Origin of the sequence: Mucilaginibacter calamicampi (assembly GCF_042676765.1) — a bacterium.
Lineage (GTDB): Bacteria > Bacteroidota > Bacteroidia > Sphingobacteriales > Sphingobacteriaceae > Mucilaginibacter > Mucilaginibacter calamicampi.
In genome coordinates this window covers 42,380-63,654 of sequence record NZ_JBHTHU010000010.1, presented here as the reverse complement: position 1 = coordinate 63,654, position 21,275 = coordinate 42,380, and the positions used below count along the sequence as shown (strand labels likewise).

The 21,275-nt window shown below is 44.0% G+C and carries 17 protein-coding genes and 1 tRNA gene; 15 read left to right on the top strand and 3 right to left on the bottom strand.

Features of this window, described 5'->3' with window-relative positions:
- Positions 1-23 precede the first annotated feature (23 nt).
- Genes ACFQZS_RS13190 through ACFQZS_RS13165 form a run of 6 tightly spaced genes read left to right on the top strand, consistent with a single transcriptional unit; the run spans position 24 to position 10,178 of the window.
- The gene (locus ACFQZS_RS13190) at positions 24-3,155 is read left to right on the top strand and encodes a SusC/RagA family TonB-linked outer membrane protein (RefSeq protein ID WP_377100964.1); all 3,132 of its coding nucleotides are present in this window, start codon (positions 24-26) and stop codon (positions 3,153-3,155) included.
- An 11-nt stretch (positions 3,156-3,166) separates the two neighbouring features.
- Positions 3,167-4,543, top strand: coding sequence for a RagB/SusD family nutrient uptake outer membrane protein (locus ACFQZS_RS13185; RefSeq protein ID WP_377100962.1), 1,377 nt, complete (start codon positions 3,167-3,169; stop codon positions 4,541-4,543).
- Between the two features lie 22 nt (positions 4,544-4,565).
- A complete protein-coding gene (locus ACFQZS_RS13180; RefSeq protein WP_377100960.1) occupies positions 4,566-5,903 on the top strand; it encodes a DoxX family protein in 1,338 nt (445 codons plus the stop codon).
- A gap of 30 nt (positions 5,904-5,933) precedes the next feature.
- Positions 5,934-7,457, top strand: a complete 1,524-nt coding sequence (locus tag ACFQZS_RS13175) for a hypothetical protein (protein ID WP_377100958.1) — start codon at positions 5,934-5,936, stop codon at positions 7,455-7,457.
- Between the two features lie 31 nt (positions 7,458-7,488).
- A complete protein-coding gene (locus ACFQZS_RS13170; protein WP_377100957.1) occupies positions 7,489-8,736 on the top strand; it encodes a YeiH family protein in 1,248 nt (415 codons plus the stop codon).
- The gene (locus ACFQZS_RS13165) at positions 8,736-10,178 is read left to right on the top strand and encodes a phytoene desaturase family protein (protein ID WP_377100955.1); all 1,443 of its coding nucleotides are present in this window, start codon (positions 8,736-8,738) and stop codon (positions 10,176-10,178) included. Before ACFQZS_RS13170 ends, ACFQZS_RS13165 begins: the two co-directional genes overlap by 1 nt.
- A gap of 233 nt (positions 10,179-10,411) precedes the next feature.
- On the opposite strand, the gene ACFQZS_RS13160 is transcribed toward ACFQZS_RS13165, so the two are convergent.
- Positions 10,412-10,483: transfer RNA gene (locus tag ACFQZS_RS13160), tRNA-Glu, on the bottom strand.
- A 200-nt stretch (positions 10,484-10,683) separates the two neighbouring features.
- Here ACFQZS_RS13160 and ACFQZS_RS13155 point away from each other — a divergent pair.
- The 5 genes from ACFQZS_RS13155 to egtD are packed head-to-tail and all read left to right on the top strand — an operon-like array spanning position 10,684 to position 16,747.
- A complete protein-coding gene (locus tag ACFQZS_RS13155) occupies positions 10,684-12,075 on the top strand; it encodes a mercuric reductase (protein WP_377100953.1) in 1,392 nt (463 codons plus the stop codon).
- Positions 12,076-12,081: 6 nt separating this feature from the next.
- Positions 12,082-13,038 (top strand): ABC transporter ATP-binding protein, encoded by a 957-nt coding sequence (locus ACFQZS_RS13150; RefSeq protein WP_377100951.1) that lies wholly within the window; start codon positions 12,082-12,084, stop codon positions 13,036-13,038.
- Entirely contained in the window at positions 13,031-14,602 is a 1,572-nt protein-coding gene (locus ACFQZS_RS13145; RefSeq protein WP_377100949.1) for an ABC transporter permease/substrate-binding protein, read from the top strand. Before ACFQZS_RS13150 ends, ACFQZS_RS13145 begins: the two co-directional genes overlap by 8 nt.
- Positions 14,602-15,750, top strand: a complete 1,149-nt coding sequence (egtB, locus tag ACFQZS_RS13140) for an ergothioneine biosynthesis protein EgtB (RefSeq protein ID WP_377100947.1) — start codon at positions 14,602-14,604, stop codon at positions 15,748-15,750. The genes ACFQZS_RS13145 and egtB overlap by 1 nt, the downstream gene beginning before the upstream one ends.
- Before the next feature lie 13 nt (positions 15,751-15,763).
- The gene (egtD, locus tag ACFQZS_RS13135) at positions 15,764-16,747 is read left to right on the top strand and encodes an L-histidine N(alpha)-methyltransferase (protein WP_377100945.1); all 984 of its coding nucleotides are present in this window, start codon (positions 15,764-15,766) and stop codon (positions 16,745-16,747) included.
- 345 nt (positions 16,748-17,092) lie between these two features.
- On the opposite strand, the gene ACFQZS_RS13130 is transcribed toward egtD, so the two are convergent.
- Complete coding sequence (locus tag ACFQZS_RS13130) at positions 17,093-17,488, bottom strand: VanZ family protein (RefSeq protein WP_377100943.1); 396 nt, start codon at positions 17,486-17,488, stop codon at positions 17,093-17,095.
- Positions 17,489-17,491: 3 nt separating this feature from the next.
- Complete coding sequence (gene gcvH / locus ACFQZS_RS13125) at positions 17,492-17,872, bottom strand: glycine cleavage system protein GcvH (RefSeq protein ID WP_377100941.1); 381 nt, start codon at positions 17,870-17,872, stop codon at positions 17,492-17,494.
- A gap of 130 nt (positions 17,873-18,002) precedes the next feature.
- On the opposite strand from gcvH, the gene ACFQZS_RS13120 reads away from it, so the two are divergent.
- The 4 genes from ACFQZS_RS13120 (at position 18,003) to ACFQZS_RS13105 (ending at position 20,952) form a co-directional block, all read left to right on the top strand.
- Positions 18,003-18,548, top strand: a complete 546-nt coding sequence (locus ACFQZS_RS13120; protein ID WP_377100939.1) for a DUF4142 domain-containing protein — start codon at positions 18,003-18,005, stop codon at positions 18,546-18,548.
- Between the two features lie 95 nt (positions 18,549-18,643).
- The gene (locus ACFQZS_RS13115; RefSeq protein ID WP_377100937.1) at positions 18,644-19,657 is read left to right on the top strand and encodes a Gfo/Idh/MocA family oxidoreductase; all 1,014 of its coding nucleotides are present in this window, start codon (positions 18,644-18,646) and stop codon (positions 19,655-19,657) included.
- Between the two features lie 8 nt (positions 19,658-19,665).
- Complete coding sequence (locus tag ACFQZS_RS13110; protein WP_377100936.1) at positions 19,666-20,187, top strand: TlpA family protein disulfide reductase; 522 nt, start codon at positions 19,666-19,668, stop codon at positions 20,185-20,187.
- Between the two features lie 336 nt (positions 20,188-20,523).
- Positions 20,524-20,952, top strand: coding sequence for a PAS domain-containing protein (locus ACFQZS_RS13105; protein ID WP_377100934.1), 429 nt, complete (start codon positions 20,524-20,526; stop codon positions 20,950-20,952).
- The last annotated feature ends 323 nt before the right edge of the window (positions 20,953-21,275 follow it).

Sequence of the window (21,275 nt, the reverse complement as noted above, 5' to 3'; positions counted from 1 at the left end):
GTATAATTAAACATCGTAAAAGTATGCAAAAAAATGATATTGCAGGGCTGCGCTATAAGCGGTCCCGGCAAAATTATGCGGCTGTGCATGCAGCCGTTAAAGCGGAGCAGTTATGCTCACTCTATTTTAAAGCTGTTGCTTTAATAATTATTACCCTTTTATTGTTGCTACACAGTTTAACTGTTTCTGCGCAAACGGTCCCCATAATCAACTCTAAGCTCACCGGAAAGGTTTTCGACGTTAAGACAAAGCAGTCGCTGCCGGGCGCTACCGTAGCCATAAAGGGCACAACCCACTTGGTTATAACAGATGCCGATGGCAAATTCAGTTTTGTTACCGGGCAGAAATTCCCTTATACGCTGGTAGTTTCCTATATCAGCTATAAAACTACAGAAGTTGTAGCCACTGGCGATCCGATAGAAATCGGACTGGAAGAATCTCAAAGCCAGTTAAATGACGTGGTGGTTGTGGGCTATGGCACACAGCAGCGCAGAGACGTGGTGAGCGCAGTAACCAAAATTGATCCATCCTCAACCAGGACCATTCCCGAGGCAAGTTTTGATGCACAGATACAAGGAAAGGCAGCCGGTGTACAAATTAACTCCAATATAGGTGTACCCGGTTCTGACCTGTATATACGTGTGCGCGGCGCTACATCAATAAATGCCAGCAACAGCCCATTATATGTGGTTGACGGCGTGTTTGTGAACAGCAAATCTTTACAAGGCATTGCTCAGGACAGGTCAACCTCACCCATGGCTGATATTAACCCGGCCGATATTCAAAGCATCGAGATATTGAAAGATGCGTCGGCAATAGCTATTTATGGTTCGCGCGGAGCTAATGGCGTTGTTATAGTAACTACCAAAAAAGGTGCTTACGGGCAGCGCACCAAAATTGAGTTTAACGCCACAGGCGGCTTTGCCAATGCCCCTGCCGACAGGGTTTGGAAAACCACAACAGGTTCGGAACACGCTACATTGGTGAACGAGTATAGCCGCAATATGGGTAAGCCCGAACCATTCAGGGATAGGAATACAATTATAAGCGGCGTAGCGGGGCGCGGGTTACCATCGGAGCAACCTACCTACGACAGGATGAGCTACCTTAACCGCACAGCTTACCTTAGTGATTACAATCTGGCTATCAGCGGAGGATCAGATAAAACACGGTTTTACCTGGGTGGTGGTTATACCAAACAGGAATCCATCTGGAAACCAATGGGTTTTGAACGCCAGAGCCTCAAAATAAACCTCGACCATAAAATAAACAGTCATGTTAGCATAGGTACCAGCAATACTTTAAGCAGAAGCTACCGAGACCAGGCCCGCCCGGCCAATGGTGGTAATGGCACGCTGTTACAGGCATCGCTTAATATACCTACTTATTTGCCAATTTTCGACGATAAAGGTACGCCACTTAAATGGGTGAATTTTGACAACATTGCCACGCTTACCAGCAGGGTTAATTTATGGTCAACCAGTTTGCATTACATAGGCAACACCTATGTTGACGTTGACATTTTAAAGAACCTCAAATTTCACAGCAGTTTCGCTGTTGACTATAATAACTACGACGAAGGCGAATACTGGCAAAAGAATACCATTTTAGGTAATGCCGGTGGCCGTGGTACACAAAGCGTAACATCACTGGCAACGCTTATCAACGAGCAAACCCTTACCTACAACACCAAAATTGCGCAGCACAGCATTAACCTGTTGGTGGGTAATACTATCCAAAGTACCTATGTAAAGAACCTTACAGCAACCGGCACCAACTTCCCTAATGATTCTTACACCCAGATCAAAGACGCAGCATTGCAAACCGCTTATCAAAGCAATTCACGCAGTGCGCTGTCTTCTTATTTCGCCCGGGTAGGTTATGACTATGCCAAGAAGTATTATCTGGAGCTAACTGCAAGGGCTGATGGATCGTCAAAATTTGCCAAAAAATGGGGGTACTTTCCGGGCGTAGGTGTATCATGGCGTTTAAGCGAAGAGAAATTTGTTAAAAATATAACAGCCATAAGTAATCTTAAACTGCGCGCAAGCTATGGCAGTGTAGGTAACCAGGAAGGTATTGATGATTTTGCATCGCAAGGTTTATGGACAGGTGGCTATGGTTATGCAGATGGCGCAGGTAGCACAGAAAACCCCGGCACCGCGCCTTATCAGCTGGCTAACCCTAACTTAAAATGGGAACGCACTACACAGTTCAGTACGGGTATTGACATTGGTCTATTCAACGAGCGACTGGGCATTGAACTAAACTACTATAACAAAAAAACAAGCGATCTGCTGCTGAAGATCCCGCTACCTGCAATATCGGGTTACAACACTTACTTTAACAACTTCGCGCAGATAAGCAATAAAGGTTTTGAGCTGGCTATAACATCCCTTAACGTTAAAACAACTGACTTTAGCTGGCGAACCGAGTTCAACATCAGCCAGAATACCAATAATGTTGACAAGATAAACGCCGACATTCCATTCGCGGGGCGCGACCTGATCCGCATACAACAAGGCAAACCGCTTTACTCTTACTGGCTGTACAAACAGTTGTATGTCGATCCAAAGACTGGCGACGCGGTTTTTGAAGACTACAACAAAGACGGTAAGATCACCGCAGATGACCGCCAGATAATTGGCAGTATATGGCCAAAATATTTTGGCGGTTTTACCAACAGCTTTAGTTATAAAAACATTGACCTGAATGTGTTCTTCACTTTCTCGTTCGGTAACAAGGTTTGGAACCACAACCGTATGCTGGGCGAAACCGGTGGTACCCTTGATGCTAACCGCGTGTTACTTGCAACGCAGTTGGACAGATGGACCACATCGGGACAGATAACAGACGTACCCCGCTTAACCGATGCTAACTATGCACGGCAAGAGAATAGCCGCTTTTTAGAGGATGGATCATTTGTGAGATTACGTTCGCTTAATCTGGGTTATACCTTCCCGGGCAGCTTTACCAACAAACTGAAAATTCAAAAGCTAAGGGTATTTGCCAGCGGCAATAACTTGCTGTTATTCACCAACTACAAAGGTGCCGATCCTGAATCAAACATCGGGCAGGACAACATACAGGGCTACGACTACGGTGTACCTCCCCAGCCCCGTGCCTTTCAGTTTGGTATTAACCTGACACTTTAATTTTTACTGACATGAAGATCTTAAGATATATTTTTCTATCAATCATTGCTACGGCGACTTTGTCCTCATGCAAAAAACACCTCGACCCAACGCCGGCCAACTTCGTATCTGATGCCGACCCGATATTTGATGCGACATCAAGTCAGACGGCGCTGCGTGGCGCTTATCGTCAATTGGGTTCATCAGGCTACTATGGCGAAAACTATGTAACGCTCGGTTTCTTCCCAACGGGTGATGTTAAAAACCTAACGACAGGTGGAGCAGCCAATTTGGTAACCGTTAACTTCCGTGCCGACGATGTAAACTTTAACACCTCGTGGGTTGCCATTTACCTTACTATCAATCGCGCCAATAACGTAATAACCCGCGTACCTGCGGTACAAGACCCTACATTTACCGATGCAGCAAAAAACCAGGTTATTGGCGAAGCCAAATTTATCCGTGCGCTGGCTTATTTTGATATAGCCCGTGCATGGGGCGGAGCGCAAATAGTGCTTAAGCCTACAACTTCGATTGATAACATCCCGCAGGTAAAAAGAAGCACGCTTGATCAGACCTATGACCAGGTAGAAAAAGACCTGAACGAAGCAGAATCTGTACTACCTGATGGCCTCAACCGCATACGCGCCACAAAACGTACCGTTTGGGCATTAAAGGCCCGCTTGTACGTATACCGCAAGCAATGGGATAAAGCTGAAGAATATGCATCAAAACTAATAGCGCTTAATGATTACGAACTGGTAAAACCATTCAGCGCATGGTTTGCAAATGACGTAGTGGCAAGTCGAGAATCGATATTCGAACTGGAGTACAGCGCGGTTAACCAAAGCACCATAAGGCAGCAAATGCAGCACCCAACCAACGGTGGTACTTACCGTTATGCACCTACTGACAAATTTGTGCAGTTGCTGAATGATCCGCTGGTATCAGGCGGCAGGAGCGCGCTTATTGGCAAGGTGGTACAATCGGGTACCACGCTGTGGTTTGGTAATTTATACTACCGCAAAAACTCAACGGACCCGGCCTATATCTTCCGTATTGCCGAAATGTACCTGATACGCGCCGAGGCGAGGGCGCAACTTAACACATCGGCATCCTTAATTGGCTCATTGGCCGATCTTAACAAAGTACGAGACCGGGCAGGTGTTCCACTATCATTAGCAGCAACACAATCTGATCTTTTATTAGCCATTGAAAACGAAAACAGAATAGAGTTTGCCTGGGAGGCACACCGCTGGTTTGACCTCGCACGTACCGGGCGGGCCAAAGCCGTGTTAGAAGCCATTGATCCTAACATCAAGGTGGAATCGTATGAGCTGCTGTTTCCCATACCCGTAACCCAGATACAATTGGATAGTAAGAACCTGGATCAAAACCCGGGCTATTAAGTAAACACTAACACGTAAAACCATGAGCTTTTTTAATGTGTCTAACAAAAAACCTTCTGCATGGAAGGACTATGAAAAAGCGGCGCTGCGCTTCTTTTTCATCTATTTTGTAATACAAGCCGTACCGCTTGATTGGAAGTTCTATCAACAACTGTTCAGTATTAACTGGCTGGGCCCGCATTTTTATCAGCTATTCAGCTTGTCAAAATATTCCCCACAGTTTTTTGGGGCGACAGGCTTTACCAATTGGCTCATAGCCGCAAGCATAGCGTTGATAGGCGCTGCGGTTTGGAGCTTTGCCCGGCAGCAGGATGATGATTACGACAACCTGCATTACTGGCTGCGCGTAATATTACGCTACAGGCTGGCTGTGGGTATAATAGCTTACGGCTTAATAAAGCTGTTCCCTTTGCAGATGCCTTACCCTTCGCTCAGTAACCTGCACACCAATTACGGCGACTTTCATACCTGGAAGATCTACTTCCATACTATTGGCGTAACGCAGTATTACGAGATGTTTCTTGGCTTTATTGAGATACTGGCCGGCGCCTTGCTGTTGGTAAGGCGCACCACAACCTTTGGTACGGCCATTATATTGGGTTTTACAGGCAACGCCTTTGCTGCCAATTTAGGCTACGATGCCGGCGAGCAGGTTTATGCAGGATATCTGGTGGTGATAGCATCCTTCCTTTTTGCTTATGATGTGCCGCGTCTTTACAATTTGTTGATAGCGGAAAAATACACCATTGCCGCTAAGTTCGATCCTGTTTTTAAGGCGACCAATCTCAGGAAGATCCGTTTGGCGCTTCGCGTTGGGTTTGTAGTTTTTGTCGCGGTATTGGGATTCAGCACTTACGCCAATTATGCAAACGGACCCTATAAATATCCAACTACTCCCGGTTTAAAAGGCACTTATGGCTTTTATGATGTAAAGGAGTTCCGTTTGAACGGGCAGGATATCCCATATACAACTACAGACAGCAACCGCTGGCAGAACGTGGTTTTTGAGAAATGGGCCACCATCAGCATAAAAATGGCTAAGCCTTTAAAATTGGATATATCTACCGGAGACGTATATACTGACAAGGACCTTGAGCGCAATTTTGAATCTGCTGGTGTGGCAGGTCGCAGGTATTATGCCTACAACGCAGATACTGCCGCAAAAACCATTAACCTGCAAAACAAGAACAAGCATTATACAGACGAAACCTATTCATTAAGGTACACGCAGCTTAATGATTCTACCATAGTTGTAAAAGGCCTGAATGAGCGGAAAGACTCTGTATATGCAGTGCTTAACAGACAGAACGACCAAAGGCACTTGCTGCTAATAGGGCGCAGAAAACCATTAAAACTATAACATCATCATTAACATTAAAAATCACAAAACATGGCTGATGTAATTACTGAGCAGGAAGTTGTAAGAGAGAAGAAGCTAAAGCAAGTTTCTCCGGCTACTTACGAATTTAACGAATGGACCAACATTGAAAAAATGTCCTTTCGCATAGCGTGCATATTTTTTGGATTGTTCGCTATACCACTTGATCTTGGATTCTACCAATACATATGGAACATTGACTACCCGAACCTAACCTATCGTGAGATCAATGAATCCGTAGCATTTTTTAATCCGCAGTTCATCAATATTTTCTCCGAAGGAGGTTTCTTTGGCTACGAAAGCTATGTGAACTGGCCGTTTATATTGCTGATCGCCCTGGTAGGCGCAGCCATATGGGCGGCATTAGACAAGAGGGCACGCGATTATAACAAACTCTATTATTGGGTGCGCACAATAGTAAAGTACCGTGTGGCATATGCCGCTATAGCATGGGGCTATAAAAAGATATTTATAATGCAGATGCCGGCAGGTAACGAGGGGCTGTATAACACGGAGTTCATTGATTTTTTTGCCAAACGCCTTTACTGGGAAGCCATAGGTGTAGCAACTAAGTATGAGTTTTTTTTAGGCTTCGCCGAGTTTATAGGCGGCTTTTTATTGTTGTTCCGCAGGACTACTGCTTTGGGCGCTGTTATAACTTTTATAGTTTTTGGTAATATCGCTATTGCCAACCACGCCTATGATATTGGTGAACAGGTGCCAAGTGCAGGTTTGGCGCTGCTTTCGGTATTTGTTTTATGGTATGACGTTCCGGGCGTCTGGAATTTGATAGTGAATCAAACCAATACCCGCATTGTTCACTATTACCCGCAGTTTAAAATACGCTGGCAGAAATACGCGCGCTTAGCCGTAAAATGGACCTTCAACTTTATATATGTGATACTTTTCTTCGCCCTTGAGGTTTACGGTTATACCCATAACGATTTCTACAAACTGCCAAACACACCGGGACTGGCAGGATCAAAAGGTTATTATAAGGTAACCGAATTTAAATTGAACGGCAAAGTAATACCCTATTCGCCTTTTGATAAAAAGCGCTGGCAAGATGCGGCTTTTGAAGAATGGTCGTCATTGAGTTTTAAAGTTTATGACCGTCCGCAACAGATAGAGATGTTTGCCGCAGGCAGTTATCCGCGTAACGATGAGGTGTACGATGGTAAGTGGTATTTTGATATCAGAGGCGACGTGCGCCGTTTTGGCGATACTAAAAAACGGAAGAACCGTAAAAAGAACCCGCGCGATCTTAACATTACCTGGGAGCTCTCGGGTTTAGGCGGCAGGCAATATTATTACTACAAGGCTGATACTGTAAATCATATTTTAAATCTGCAAAACAAAAACAGGTCAAACCGCGATGAAAAACAGGTGCTGCACTACTCCCGGCCAACGAAGGACCGTGTTATACTTTGGGGCACCAACGAGTTTAAAGATTCTATTTACGTAGTTTTAGATCGTGCACATCAGCATTATCCGCTTAAAGAAGGTCGCGATAAGCAAATCAGCTACATCCCTTAAAACATTATATTTACTTATTAACCATTAAGCCATGAGCAAAAGTTTATTACCCGAAGATTGGGTAGTTGTTATATTAGGTTTCATCATTATAGGCGTTTCATTAGGGGGCTTCTTACTGGCTGCGCCCGAGTATGGGTGGTCCTCAACAGCCGATCTGACAGGCAAGGTATTAACAGCAGATAACCTGCTTAAAATAGTTTTTCAGTTCGCTTATGTAGTTATTATTGCTGTACTGGGCGCTCTTTTAACAGGTAAATCTGTAGCCGGTGTTGTAAAGGCGTTCCCGGCGGTTTACATCCTTACAATCATAGCACTCATAATTGCAGGCAGCAGCCAAATGAAAGCATTGAACCTTGAAGCGGTTATCTTCAGTCTTGGGATAGGTTTGCTCATCGGCAATTTCTTTAAGCTGCCAACCTGGTTTAAAGAAGCATTGGCGTCGGAGTTTTATGTAAAAATAGGTTTAGTGCTATTAGGCACCTCCATCATATTTGCCGACATTTTAAAAGCGGGTTCGCTGGGTTTGATACAGGCGCTGGTGGTGGTATTATCGGTATGGTATTTTTCGTTTTGGCTGTGCCGTAAACTTAAAATTGACCCGGAGTTATCCATGATGCTCTCAAGCGCGGTTTCTATCTGCGGCGTATCGGCGGCTATTGCTACATCGGGCGCTATCAAAGGCGATTCTAAAAAGCTGTCGCTTGTTATATCATTGGTGCTGATAACCGCCGTGCCTATGATGGTGTTTATGCCTTACATAGCTAAACTGCTGGGTTTGTCGCAGGAGGTTACAGGCGCATGGTTGGGAGGTAGCATTGATACTACCGGCGCTGTAGTTGCATCAGGTAGTTTAGTTGGTGAAACCGCACTGAAAATCAGCTCTATCGTTAAATTTTCGCAGAACGTTTTATTAGGGGTAGCGGCTTTTGCCATCTCTGTTTACTGGACCTATACCAAACATCCATCAGCCAAAGACGCCGATACAAAGCCTACTTTGAAGGTGATTTGGGAGCGTTTTCCAAAGTTTGTTATCGGGTTTGTTGCCGCGTCGCTGTTGTTTTCCTTCTTTACATCTGCTAATGCTTCGACAGCCGTAAAGGGTCCGCTTAAAAACCTGCAGGGTCTGTGGTTTGCGCTGGCCTTTACGAGCATAGGACTGGAAACAAACTTCCGCGATCTAGTCAATAAAGACAGCCGCCGACCTATCTACGCTTTTTTAACCGCGCAGGGATTCAATATCCTGGTAACATTGGCTATAGCCTACGTTCTTTTTAAATAATGCATCGAGAACAGCACGATTATGATGCAGTGGTTGTTGGCTCCGGGCCCAACGGCCTGGCAGCGGCTATCCTGTTGCAGCAGCAAGGGCTACAGGTTTTGCTTATTGAAGGTAAAGATGTAATAGGAGGCGGCATGCGCACCGCCGAACTAACATTACCCGGATTTAAGCATGATATATGTTCGGCCATACACCCAATGGCTGCGTGCTCGCCTTTTTTTAAAACGCTCCCCCTTCATCGCTATGGATTGGAATGGCTGCAACCCGAAGTGGATGCTGCCCACCCGTTAGACGATGGTACAGCCGCCATTCTCACGCGTTCAGTTGAGCAAACAGCAAAGTCGTTGGGTATTGACGGGCCTGCGTATATCGATTTGATAAAACCCATTGTTAGAGATTGGCCTCTACTCGCACCTGATGTTTTAGGGCCATTAACATTTCCAAAACATCCATTTAAGCTGGCTTCTTTTGGCTTATCCGCCATACAGCCATCTACACTGCTGGCTAAAAAATTTAAAACTACTGCGGCGCGCGCGCTATTTGCGGGTATGGCGGCGCATGCTATACAACCACTTACCAACGTAGCCACATCGGCTATAGCACTGGTGCTAATGGCTAACGCTCATCTGGAGGGCTGGGTAATACCGAAAGGGGGCTCGCAAAGTATTGCGGACGCTTTAGGTGGTTATTTTAAATCTCTGGGCGGGCACATACAAACCGGCACCTATATAAGCGCCTTGCGGCAGTTGCCATCCGCTCGCGTGGTAATGTTTGATATAACACCCAAACAACTGCTGCAAATTGCTGGGCATAAATTCTCATCCATATATAAATGGCAACTGGAGCGTTATCGGTACGGCGATGGTGTATTTAAGGTGGATTGGGCATTGGATGCCCCTATTCCCTTTACGGCCGAAACCTGCCGCAAAGCCGGAACTGTACATATTGGCGGCACACTGGAAGAAATAAAAGCGGGAGAACAGGCATCTGCAAGTGGAAAACACTCGGATAAACCTTACGTGCTTTTAGCACAGCAAAGCTTATTTGATTATAGCCGCGCTCCGGCAGGTAAGCATGTGGCCTGGGCGTATTGCCACGTGCCAAACGGCTCGATGAAAGACATGACGGCCATCATTGAGAACCAAATAGAGCGTTTCGCCCCCGGCTTTAAAGAGCGCATTCTTGCAAAGCACACCTTTAATACTGCGCAACTGCAGGAACATAATCCCAATTACATTGGTGGCGATATTAACGGCGGTATTATTGATATCGGTCAATTATTTACGCGACCGGCACTGAGGTTGTCCCCCTATAGAACGTCGGCAAAAGGGTTGTATATCTGCTCATCATCCACCCCGCCCGGAGGCGGGGTACATGGCATGTGCGGCTACAATGCTGCTAAAAGGGCATTAAGAGACGTATGGAAGATCACATTGATATAATTTGATCATACCAATGATCTTCCACTCAGTCAAGAACTAACTTATTTTCTTTGGGTTATTAAACTACTGCTTGTAGATCAGCAATCAGAAACAGCAAAAACAAATACTTTAAAGTATTGTACCTCACTGAGACAATTCGACATTTAAGACTTGTCCCGCTTTAGTAACGGAGGGCGCGAATGTCGAATCAAAAAAGGCCTTTCAGAATCTCTGAAAGGCCTTTTTTTACCTAGTAGCCCGTAGGGGAATCGAACCCCTGTTGCCAGAATGAAAATCTGATGTCCTAACCCCTAGACGAACGGGCCTTTTTTAAAAGGTATTTCCCTTATTTTGGGATTGCAAAGATATACCTTTATCCATAATTTTAAAATATTCTTTTAAAAAAATATTTAGTTTTTTTCGGCAAGCCAATAAGCAGCCTTTGTAAAACAAAATCATCGTTCAGGCATTATAAACCTATCAAAGTATAAACTACCTTTAATACAATATCTTATCAATCGTATTTATGAAGCTTAAACACTATGATGCTATAATTATTGGTGCCGGGCAAGCAGGTGTGCCACTGGCTAAAAAGTTGGCCAAAGCAGGCAAAAAAGTAGCGTTGATTGAAAAACGCTGGGTTGGCGGCACCTGTGTAAACGATGGCTGCACACCTACTAAAACCTGGGTAGCATCAGCCAAAGCGGCATGGGTTGCTGCTAATAGCGCGCATTTGGGCGTTAAAATAAAAACTTACAAGGTTGATTTTTCGCTTATAAAGAAACGTAAGGACGATATAGTGCTTAATGCGCGTAAAGGAATTGAGAAAGGCTTGACAGCAACGCAGGGGTTGGATCTTTTGCATGGCGAAGCCGTTTTTACAGGGCATAAAACAATCTCTGTTAAATTAAATGGCCTGGGTGTTAAGCATATTAAAGGCGATTGGATATTTATTAATACCGGTACAGAAACCTTTATTCCTCACATTGAAGGTTTATCTAATATTAATTACCTTACATCAACAAGCATACTGGAATTGGATAAAGTACCGGAGCATTTGCTGGTACTTGGCGGCAACTATATTGGGTTGGAGTTTGCGCAAATGTTTAGGCGATTTGGGAGCAAGGTAACGGTGATTGAAAGATCGCAGCGCTTGCTGAGCAAAGAAGACGAGGATATTTCGTTAGAGATGCAGAAAATACTTAGGTTGGAGAATATTGACATCCAAACCGGATCAGAAATTATAAAGTTTAAGCAGAAGGTTGGCGGGAAAATAGCAGCTACAGTTAAAAATGCCGAAGTAGAAAAGAAAGTAAAATGTTCTGATGTTTTGCTGGCAGTTGGCCGTGTTCCCAGAACGCAATCGCTCGGCCTGGAAAAAACCGGCGTTAAGGTAGATGAAAAAGGATATGTAACTGTAAATGCTAAATTAGAAACCAACGTGCCGGGTATTTACGCTTTAGGTGATGTGAATGGCGGCGGTGCGTTTACGCATATCGCTTACAACGATTATACCATTGTGTACCGTAATCTTATTGAAGGAACTAAGTATACTACTAAAGACAGACCGCTGCCTTATTGCATGTTTACAGATCCTCAATTAGGCCGGATAGGTATCAGCGAAGCGGACGCTAAAAAACAGGCGCTGGATGTGATAATAGCTCGACTGCCTATGTCGCGCGTGGCGCGTGCAGCCGAAGTTGGCGATACACGCGGATTTATGAAAGCCGTGGTAGACGCTAAAACAAAAAAAATATTGGGTGCAGCGGTGTTGGGCCAGGAAGGTGGCGAGATCATGTCGGTACTGCAAATGGCCATGGAGGGCAATATCACATACGACAGGATCAGATACTGTGTGTTCGCGCATCCGCTGTATTCGGAGTCGCTGAATAATTTGTTTATGACCATACCGGAGTAAACTGCTGTGATAAAAATTGAAAATTTAAGTAAGTCGTTCAGCAAAGTAAAAGCCGTTGATAATATATCTTTTGAAGTAAAGGAACAGGAAACACTTGTGCTGTTAGGTACCAGTGGCTGTGGCAAAACCACGCTTCTTAAAATGATTAACCGCCTTATTGAGCCAACTTCCGGCAACATATTTATAAATAGCCAAAACATCCTGAATAGAAAACCTGAGGAGTTACGAAGGGGAATAGGTTACGTATTACAAAATACGGGCTTATTTCCGCATTATACCGTAGCGCAAAACATCGCTATAGTACCACAACTGCTTAAATCGGATAAGAAGAAGACAGAGAACCGCACGCGTGAATTATTGGCAAAGCTCCACCTGGACAAAAAATACTTAAACGCATATCCAAATGAATTGAGTGGCGGGCAGCAGCAAAGAGTTGGACTGGCCCGTGCTTTGGTTGCTGATCCGCCTGTGTTGTTAATGGATGAGCCTTTTGGTGCGTTAGATACCGTAACAAGATCAAAAATACAGGCGGAGTTTAAAGCGCTTGATGAATTAAAGCGTAAAACCATCATTATGGTTACCCATGATGTGCAGGAAGCCTTTGAGCTGGGCGACCGCGTTTGCCTGATGGATAAAGGCAAGATAGTGCAGTTAGGTTCTCCTGCCGATTTGTTATTTAAACCTGTTAATGAATTTGCAAGTACTTTTTTAAAGGATCAACGCTTATTGCTGGAGTTTAAAGCAATTAAGCCCCCTCCGCATCCCGAAGGGGGAACTTTTGAATTGGACGGTATTACTTTGCCAAGTGATGCGAATGTATGGTTTTTACTGGAGCGGTTGAAATACACAAATGCTGAATATATATCGATATTGGATAAGGAGCATAGTGAGATTGGCAAACTGGGATTTAACGATTTGATGAGCGTGTTTTACCAGCATAAAAAATCTTACAGCCATGAATGAGGCCCGGCAAACATTATGGCAATTTATGCAGGAGCAGTCTGATAAGCTGCTGGCCCAAACACTGCAGCATATTGGCCTTACGTTTATTTCGCTCATCATAGCAATAGTAATAGGTTTACCCTTGGGCATTTTCATCAGCCGGAAAAAGCAATTTGCGGGTGCTGTGTTGGGCTTTGCAGGGGTAATGCAAACTATCCCAAGTATTGCTTTGCTGGGATTTTTAATTCCGGTGTTGGGCATTGGCGCCAAACCCGCAATAGTCGCGCTTTTTTTATACGCCCTGCTGCCTATAATCCGTAACTCCTATACCGGAATAGTAGGTGTAAATGCTGATGTACGCGAAGCGGCAGTAGCCATGGGTATGGGCAGAGCGCAGATATTAACCAAGGTTGAGTTGCCGCTGGCTATGCCCGTAATATTGGCAGGTATCCGCACTGCTACGGTAATTAATGTAGGTGTTGCTACACTTGCTTCTTATATAGCAGCCGGGGGCTTGGGCGAATTTATATTTGGGGGCATATCGCTTAACAATACCAACATGATTTTGGCGGGAGCAATTCCCGCAGCTTTATTGGCAATTGTGTTTGATCTGCTGCTTTCGTTACTGCAAAATTTCAACTTAAAAAAAGTTAAGGCGGTAACTGTTGCTGCGCCGGTTGTGGTGCTCTTATTGTCATCGTTTTACTTTTTGCCCGTAGCCTATGGCGGCAAACTAACCGCGGGTTTTACTCCTGAGTTTATGGGCAGGCAGGATGGTAATCTGGGTTTGCAAAGCCGTTACGGGTTAACAATTAATACCATTGTTATAAGCGATGCTGTAATGTACAAAGCAGCTTTTGAGAAAGAACTGGATGTAATAAGCGGCTACTCAACCGATGGCCGCTTGAAGGCATTTGATCTGGTTACGCTGGTTGATGACAAGAAAATATTTCCGCCATATTATGCAGCGCCGGTTGTAAGACAGGAGGCGTTAGCCCAATTTCCCGGCCTTGAGCAAACATTAAATTTACTCTCCGGCAAAATAAATGATAGCCTGATGACGGATTTAAATTACCGTACCGACTATCTTCACCAAAGCCCCGAGCGGGTAGCAAAAGATTTTTTAACTGAACATAAATTATGGCGGCCGGCACGGAAAGGTAATGCGGGGCAGATTCGCATCGGCTCAAAAATATTTGGAGAGCAATACATTTTAGCCAATATGTACGCTATGTTGATAGAAGGATACACCGATTATTCCGTTGCAACAAAAACGGGCCTGGGCGGCACTAAAATATGTTTTGACGCGCTTACCAACAACCAGATAGACTTTTATCCCGAGTATACAGGTACGGGTCTTTTAACGATTTTACAGGCACCGAAAGCGCAAGTTGATGGTTTGGGTGGCGACAAGGATAAAACATATACTTATGTAAAAAATGAATTTGCAAAACGTTATAACATAAAGTGGTTACAACCTATCGGGTTTAATAATGCCTATGCTTTAATGATGCGCCAAAAACAAGCAACAGAGTTAGGCGTTAAAACAATATCAGATCTGAAACATTATCTGGACAAGAAATAATGAACTTAACAGACCGCTACCTTAAAACACGTAAACTAACAGAAACTATCTGCAGTCACCTGCAAACCGAAGACTATGTGGTGCAGCCGATAGGTGATGTAAGCCCGCCTAAATGGCATTTGGGCCATACCACCTGGTTTTTTGAGACTTTCATCCTGAAGCCTTATTTTATGGGGTACCAGGAGTATAGCCCGGAGTTTAATTACGTGTTCAATAGCTATTATGAAACTGTTGGCAACAGGGTGATCCGTACAGACAGAGGTAATTTAAGCCGACCTACTGTTAGTGACATTTACCGTTACCGCGAATATGTGGACGAAGCTATGGTTAACTTCCTCTGCCATGAACCATCTGCTGATGTAAAGGAGTTACTTACGCTTGGATTTAACCACGAGGAACAGCACCAGGAATTATTATATACTGATATCAAATACATTTTAGGGCATAATCCGCTGTTTCCGGCTTACAACAAAAACTATATATCACCCAAAGCTGAAAAAGTTAACAGTGATTTCATCAGCATGCCCGAGGATGTTTACGAGATAGGTTTTAACGGCGATGGTTTTTGCTTTGATAATGAGTTAAATCGCCACAAAGTATATCTAAGCAACTACCAGATAAGCCCTGACCTGGTATCTAATGCCGAATACCTTGAATTTATTAATGCTGATGGGTATCACGACTTTCGCCACTGGCATGCCGAAGGTTGGGACTGGGTAAAGAACAATAAAACTGAAGCCCCGCTGTACTGGCATTTAATTGATGGCGAATGGCATAATTATACCTTCCGCGGGTTAGAGCCGCTTAATATAAAAGAGCCCGTTTGCCACATCAGCTTTTTTGAGGCCTACGCGTATGCAGCGTGGAAAGGGATGCGCCTGCCTACTGAATTTGAATGGGAGGCTGCTGCTGATCAGTTTAAATGGGGAAAAAGCTGGGAGTGGACCGAGAGTTCCTACCTGCCTTATCCCGGATTTGCCAAAGCGCCCGGGGCCATTGGCGAATACAATGGCAAGTTTATGGTGAACCAGAAGGTACTCCGCGGGGCATCCGAGGTTACCTCGCCGGGACATAGCAGAGCTACGTATCGCAACTTTTTTCAAACTAACCTACGCTGGCAGTTCACGGGAATCCGCCTGGCCAAATAATAATGTAACACCTATGGATCAATCTATACATACTATAATGGCTGAAGTGTCCAACGTAAAAAACAGCCAGTTTTATGCAGATGTAATAAACGGGCTTACCAATCATCCCAAACGGCTGAGCTCCAAATATTTTTATGACGCTAAGGGCGATAAGATCTTTCAGGAACTGATGAGTTGCGAGGAGTATTATCCAACCAATTGCGAACTGGAGATCTTTTCGCAAAAAACCGCTGAGCTGGCGCAAGCAATTGCCGGTGATGGCGGCCCTTTTGATCTGATAGAATTGGGCGCGGGCGATGCCATGAAATCAACCTATTTGCTGCGGTATCTGTTAGAGCAAAATACCGATTTCAACTACCTGCCGATCGACATATCAGAAAACGTGATAGCTTATTTAAATAATACCCTGCCGCTAACCCTGCCCGGCCTTAATGTAACCGGCCTTAACGGCGAGTATTTTGATATGCTTAAAAAAGCGGCTACGCTATCCACGCGGCGCAAGGTGGTAATGTTCCTGGGCTCTAATGTGGGCAACATGCCTGTTACCGAAGCTATAGGGTTTATTAAGCAACTTAACAGCCACTTGTCGCCCGGAGATTTGTTATTGATCGGCATAGACCTTAAAAAAGCGCCTAAGACAGTACTGGCTGCTTATAACGATAAGGAAGGCATCACAAAAAGATTTAACCTGAACTTGCTGGAAAGAATAAACAGGGAACTAAACGGCGATTTTGATCTGGATCAGTTTGACCATTACGCTACCTACGACCCGGAGACTGGTGCCTGCAAGAGCTATTTGGTAAGCCTAAGCGATCAGACCGTGCACATAGGCGATGAGAGCATCAGCTTTGCTAAGGATGAATACATTTATATGGAGATCTCGCAGAAGTTTACCATTGCCCAAACAGAGCAGATGGCGCGCCAGGCCGGCTTTACACCGGTTAAGGAGTTGCTTGACAGCAAACAGTGGTTTATGGATGCGGTGTGGGTAGCTTGAGTTTGTCCCATGTGGGTATGAGACAAAGTGGGACAAGGTGGGACAGATTTTTCTGTAAACAGTTGGAAATTAGCAGTTTGTGGTTTACGACTGGGACAAAGTGAGACAACTTATAAGTCAGGAAAATTAGCTGTAAATTTTAAGTAATGATTTGATATTTAAGCAATTGCAAAATGTTAATTTTTTGTCCCACGCTATTGTCCTGAAATAGGTTTACTTTAATAAATTTACGCGGGGGTTAACACAGGCGTTTTCACTTTTCCAAATTTCGGGCAGCCGCAATCCTTTTTAAAGATGCCGCATGCAGATACGCTTAACAGCAGTACTAAACCCACTATAATAAATCTACTTTTTACCATTGTTTGTAGCATTAATAGTTATTAATATACTAAATGTAGCCATACATGCGCCCACTGTATCTGCAAACAGATCGTCCCAATCTCCGGTGCGCCATGAAAATAAGGTAAGTTGAACCAACTCTATCAAACCGCCATAGCCTATACCTATCAGCGTAATAAAAAGCGCGTTTTTATACGTTAAACGTTTATTTAAATTCTGCCGTATAAATCCATTGGTGCAAAATACTACAAATACAAAGAACAGGCCGCAATGCGCCAGCTTGTCAAAACCCGGAAAAAACAGGCTTGATTTACCAACCGCGCCAATTTGAATATTACAAATTATAAAAACAAATAAGGCCCACCACAGGGTGAGCCTCTGATTTTTTATTATTGCACGCATGCTTTATTCGCCTATAAGCGTTTTATAAGCGTCGGCAGATAGTAAGCTATCTACGTTAGCGCTATCATTTAAACTAACTTTCACCATCCAGCCTTCGCCGTATGGGTCGCTGTTTACCAGTTCGGGCTGGCTGTCAAGCGCGGCATTTACCTCTTTAACGGTGCCGGTTAATGGCATAAACAGGTCAGACACAGTTTTAACCGCTTCTACCGTGCCAAAAACTTCTTCAGCAGCAACCTCTTTGCCAACAGAGGGAATATCAACGTAAACGATATCTCCTAACTCACGCTGTGCAAACTCAGTAATGCCAATGTAAGCATCGGTACCTTCAACTCTTACCCACTCGTGGTCTTTGGTGTATTTTAATTCAGCCGGAAAGTTCATCTTCGTAAATTTAATGTCCTCAAAAATAAGAAAACTTTATAGAAGCGGAATAGTTCAAGTATAAAGCTTACATTTAATTTTTGCAGCATCCCTATAGCCCCTGCTGTACAAAAAAGAACCTATAAACGTTATGAGAAGAATAAAGTGTGTGCTTGCCCTTATAGGCATTTGCATTTTAATAAGCTGTAACCAGGATACTCCTGAGGAAAGCACCCCGGTTGTTAAGAAGCCACTAATGGTGGTTGAAAAGGTTGACGCGGATTTTATTGTTACGGTAAACGATATTGTTAATGCAGAGATAGCGGCCGGTAAGCTGGCAATGGCCAAGGGAACCGACAAACGCATAAAAAATTTCGGGCGCATAATGGTTAAAGACTATACTAAGGGTTTGGCCAAATTGGATAAACTATCAAAAACCAAAAGAATACCACTGCCAGACTCGTTAAGCAATGAGGCCAAACAGAAAATAGACGGACTAAATAACATGAACGGGAAGGATTTTGACCGGGCTTACATTGAATATATAGAGCTTGATCATAAAAGGGCCATCACTATTTTTGAGCAGGCGCAAAAAAATTGCTTTGACAAGGAGATCAAGGCAACAGCCCGTAAAGGCATCCTGGTTTTTAAAAGGCATCTGGAAGCTATATTCTCTATACAGGATAGCATGCACTAACAAAATCGTTATAGTCTTTATTCGCGTAAATTTTTGCATTAGCCCTTTTAAAGCAATAATTTGGCACCTGTAAATCAAAATACAACAATTTACATATGTCGTCACCCATTGTAACCGGATTATTGGCCTATGGCATGTCGGGTAAATTATTTCATGCGCCATTTTTAAGCACCAACCCACAGTTTAAGTTAAAAGCCGTAGTTGAGCGCAATCAGAAAAAGATGGTGGCAGACTACCCCGATATTGTTAGCTACAACTCGGTTGACGAGCTATTGAACGACCCCGAGATAGAACTGATAATTGTAAATACGCCAAGCTTTACACATGTTGATTTTGCCAAAAGGGTGCTTACGGCCGGTAGACATGTTTTAATTGAAAAACCCGTATCTGCAAATGCAGCCCAAGTTAAAGAGGTTTTTGATCTGGGCAGAAAGTTTAACCGCAAGGTTATGGTGTACCAAAACCGCCGCTGGGATAGTGATTTCCTGTCGGTAAAGGAAGTGATAGAAAGCGGAAGACTAGGCAGGCTTACCGAAATGCACATACGGTATGACAGGTATAAGCCCGAATTAGCTGTTAAACCTTTTAAAGAGGGGGCAGATATACCTGCGGCAGGGGTGCGGTATGATCTGGGTGCGCATATAGTAGACCAGGCCATACATTTATTTGGAAAGCCTTTGTCGTTTGATCGTGTTGATGCCATACAGCGCGACAGATCAGAAAATTTTGATTACATGAACCTGCGCATGGTTTATCCGGGCGGTTTTATTGTTACGCTGGTAGCGGCATTGCTTATTCCGGACCAGTTACCGGCATTTGTTGTGCACGGCACGCTGGGCACCTTTAGCAAACACCGCTGCGATGTACAGGAGCCGCAGTTAAATATACCTGTATTGCCTAATGACCCTGCTTATGGCGTAGAGCCTTTAGGCTGCGAAGGTAAACTGGTTACCATTGGTATTGATGAAGAAAAGAGTATAGAATTTATAACCGCGCCTAAAGGCGACTACAATAATATATTTTACGCCATATATCATGCTATACGCGAAAACGCGTTATATCCTATAACCGAGGAGCACGTTACATGGCAAATGGAGATGCTTGAATGATTTTAACTATGATAAAGAGATTAGTATTTTTTTTAAGCCTGGTAATTGCAGCAGGCTGTACAAACGCGCAAACTAAAGACAATGGCACCATTGCTCACTACCGGATATTAAAGCCCGATAGCACATTTACTTCGTGGAAGGACCTGAAAAAGGGGCAGCCGGCAATGCTGATCTATTTTGGTACAGATTGCCCGCATTGCCAGAAGATAACCATGGAGATGAAGCAGAAAATGAATGTTTTAAAGAACATCCAGATAATAATGGTGACCTTTTCTAAAACAGAATCTCCATGGATGGGGATGATCAAAAACTTTCACAGGGATTTTGAGCTGGCTAAATATCCTAATATTACCATGGGCACAGAGTATCCCGATTTTCTGAAATACGGTTTTTATCCGGTGCAAAGGTATTACAACGTTCAAACCACGCCTTACATAGCCATATACAACCGCCAGGGAAAACAAACCAAAGCTTTTAGCAAAGAGCCTAAAATAGACGATCTGGTTGCTGCGGTTAAAAAAGCGCTGTAAAACTAATACGTATGTCATCTCGAACGATAGTGAGAGATCTATACACGCGCTAAGCAACCAGGTGATAAGTGTATTTATACCTAAACAGGTCGATACGAAAAAGCTTAATACCGTTTGAGCCACAGGATTATCTTTGTATAGATCTCTCACTATCGTTCGAGATGACAAATGATAATGATCAAGTTATTTTTACAACGGTCCGGATATTTTCGTCATTGACCTGAGCGGGGGGATTTAAAGTTAGAATTAGCGTCAGCACGCTCTCGCGGATAAACAGCGCTTTTTAAACAAATACAACAGTAATTTGTTAATTTGCCATTCAACAATTCTATTATAATGCAATTTACCGAAGGTGAAAACTTACGCCAGACCGTGCTTAGCGCACCTATCGGTATTTGTATCCTCAACGCAATTACCTTTAAAGCCGAGCTTGTTAATGATAAATTTCTGGAGATAGCAGGAAAGCCCCGCGAGGCTATCTTAGGTAAATGGCATTGGGAGTCTTTTGCCGAGGTTAAGGCCTATTACGAAACGGCACTGACCCAGGTGGCGGTAACTGGGGTGCCTTATTACGCCAACGAAGTTGAAATGATGCTGGTGCGCCATGGGCGCGAGGAGAACATCTTTGTAACCTTTGTGTATGCGCCGGTCAAAAATTCAGCAGGAGAGGTGGTAAGCGTGGCCGTTTGGGTTTTAGAAAACACCAAACAGGTTAAAGCGCGGCAAGCACTTACAGTAGTTTCGCGGCCGTATGCTATCGGTTAGAACACCGTGTGTCATTTCGAGCAATAGCGAGAAATCTATGCACGCGCTGAGCCACCGGACAGGCTAATGAATAGATCTCTCACTACGTTCGAGATGACAACGGGATATTTTGCTCTTTAACTCATTGTCATTTCGAGCAATAGCGAGAAATCTATGCACGCGCTGAGCCACCGGACAGGTTAATGAATAGATCCCTCACTGCGTTCGAGATGACAAATTGATATATTTTGCTCTTTAAGTCATTGTCATTTCGAGCAATAGCGAGAAATCTATGCACGCGCCGAGCCACAGGAGAGGCTAATGAATAGATCTCTCACTACGTT

What these genes read in the sequence shown, in the direction of transcription:
- ACFQZS_RS13190 (WP_377100964.1), top strand. Translation starts at nt 24, where the DNA reads ATGCAAAAAAATGATATTGCAGGGCTGCGCTATAAGCGGTCCCGGCAA.
- ACFQZS_RS13185 (WP_377100962.1), top strand. Translation starts at nt 3,167, where the DNA reads ATGAAGATCTTAAGATATATTTTTCTATCAATCATTGCTACGGCGACT.
- ACFQZS_RS13180 (WP_377100960.1), top strand. Translation starts at nt 4,566, where the DNA reads ATGAGCTTTTTTAATGTGTCTAACAAAAAACCTTCTGCATGGAAGGAC.
- ACFQZS_RS13175 (WP_377100958.1), top strand. Translation starts at nt 5,934, where the DNA reads ATGGCTGATGTAATTACTGAGCAGGAAGTTGTAAGAGAGAAGAAGCTA.
- ACFQZS_RS13170 (WP_377100957.1), top strand. Translation starts at nt 7,489, where the DNA reads ATGAGCAAAAGTTTATTACCCGAAGATTGGGTAGTTGTTATATTAGGT.
- ACFQZS_RS13165 (WP_377100955.1), top strand. Translation starts at nt 8,736, where the DNA reads ATGCATCGAGAACAGCACGATTATGATGCAGTGGTTGTTGGCTCCGGG.
- ACFQZS_RS13155 (WP_377100953.1), top strand. Translation starts at nt 10,684, where the DNA reads ATGAAGCTTAAACACTATGATGCTATAATTATTGGTGCCGGGCAAGCA.
- ACFQZS_RS13145 (WP_377100949.1), top strand. Translation starts at nt 13,031, where the DNA reads ATGAATGAGGCCCGGCAAACATTATGGCAATTTATGCAGGAGCAGTCT.
- egtB (WP_377100947.1), top strand. Translation starts at nt 14,602, where the DNA reads ATGAACTTAACAGACCGCTACCTTAAAACACGTAAACTAACAGAAACT.
- egtD (WP_377100945.1), top strand. Translation starts at nt 15,764, where the DNA reads ATGGATCAATCTATACATACTATAATGGCTGAAGTGTCCAACGTAAAA.
- ACFQZS_RS13130 (WP_377100943.1), bottom strand. Translation starts at nt 17,488, where the DNA reads ATGCGTGCAATAATAAAAAATCAGAGGCTCACCCTGTGGTGGGCCTTA.
- gcvH (WP_377100941.1), bottom strand. Translation starts at nt 17,872, where the DNA reads ATGAACTTTCCGGCTGAATTAAAATACACCAAAGACCACGAGTGGGTA.
- ACFQZS_RS13120 (WP_377100939.1), top strand. Translation starts at nt 18,003, where the DNA reads ATGAGAAGAATAAAGTGTGTGCTTGCCCTTATAGGCATTTGCATTTTA.
- ACFQZS_RS13115 (WP_377100937.1), top strand. Translation starts at nt 18,644, where the DNA reads ATGTCGTCACCCATTGTAACCGGATTATTGGCCTATGGCATGTCGGGT.
- ACFQZS_RS13110 (WP_377100936.1), top strand. Translation starts at nt 19,666, where the DNA reads ATGATAAAGAGATTAGTATTTTTTTTAAGCCTGGTAATTGCAGCAGGC.
- ACFQZS_RS13105 (WP_377100934.1), top strand. Translation starts at nt 20,524, where the DNA reads ATGCAATTTACCGAAGGTGAAAACTTACGCCAGACCGTGCTTAGCGCA.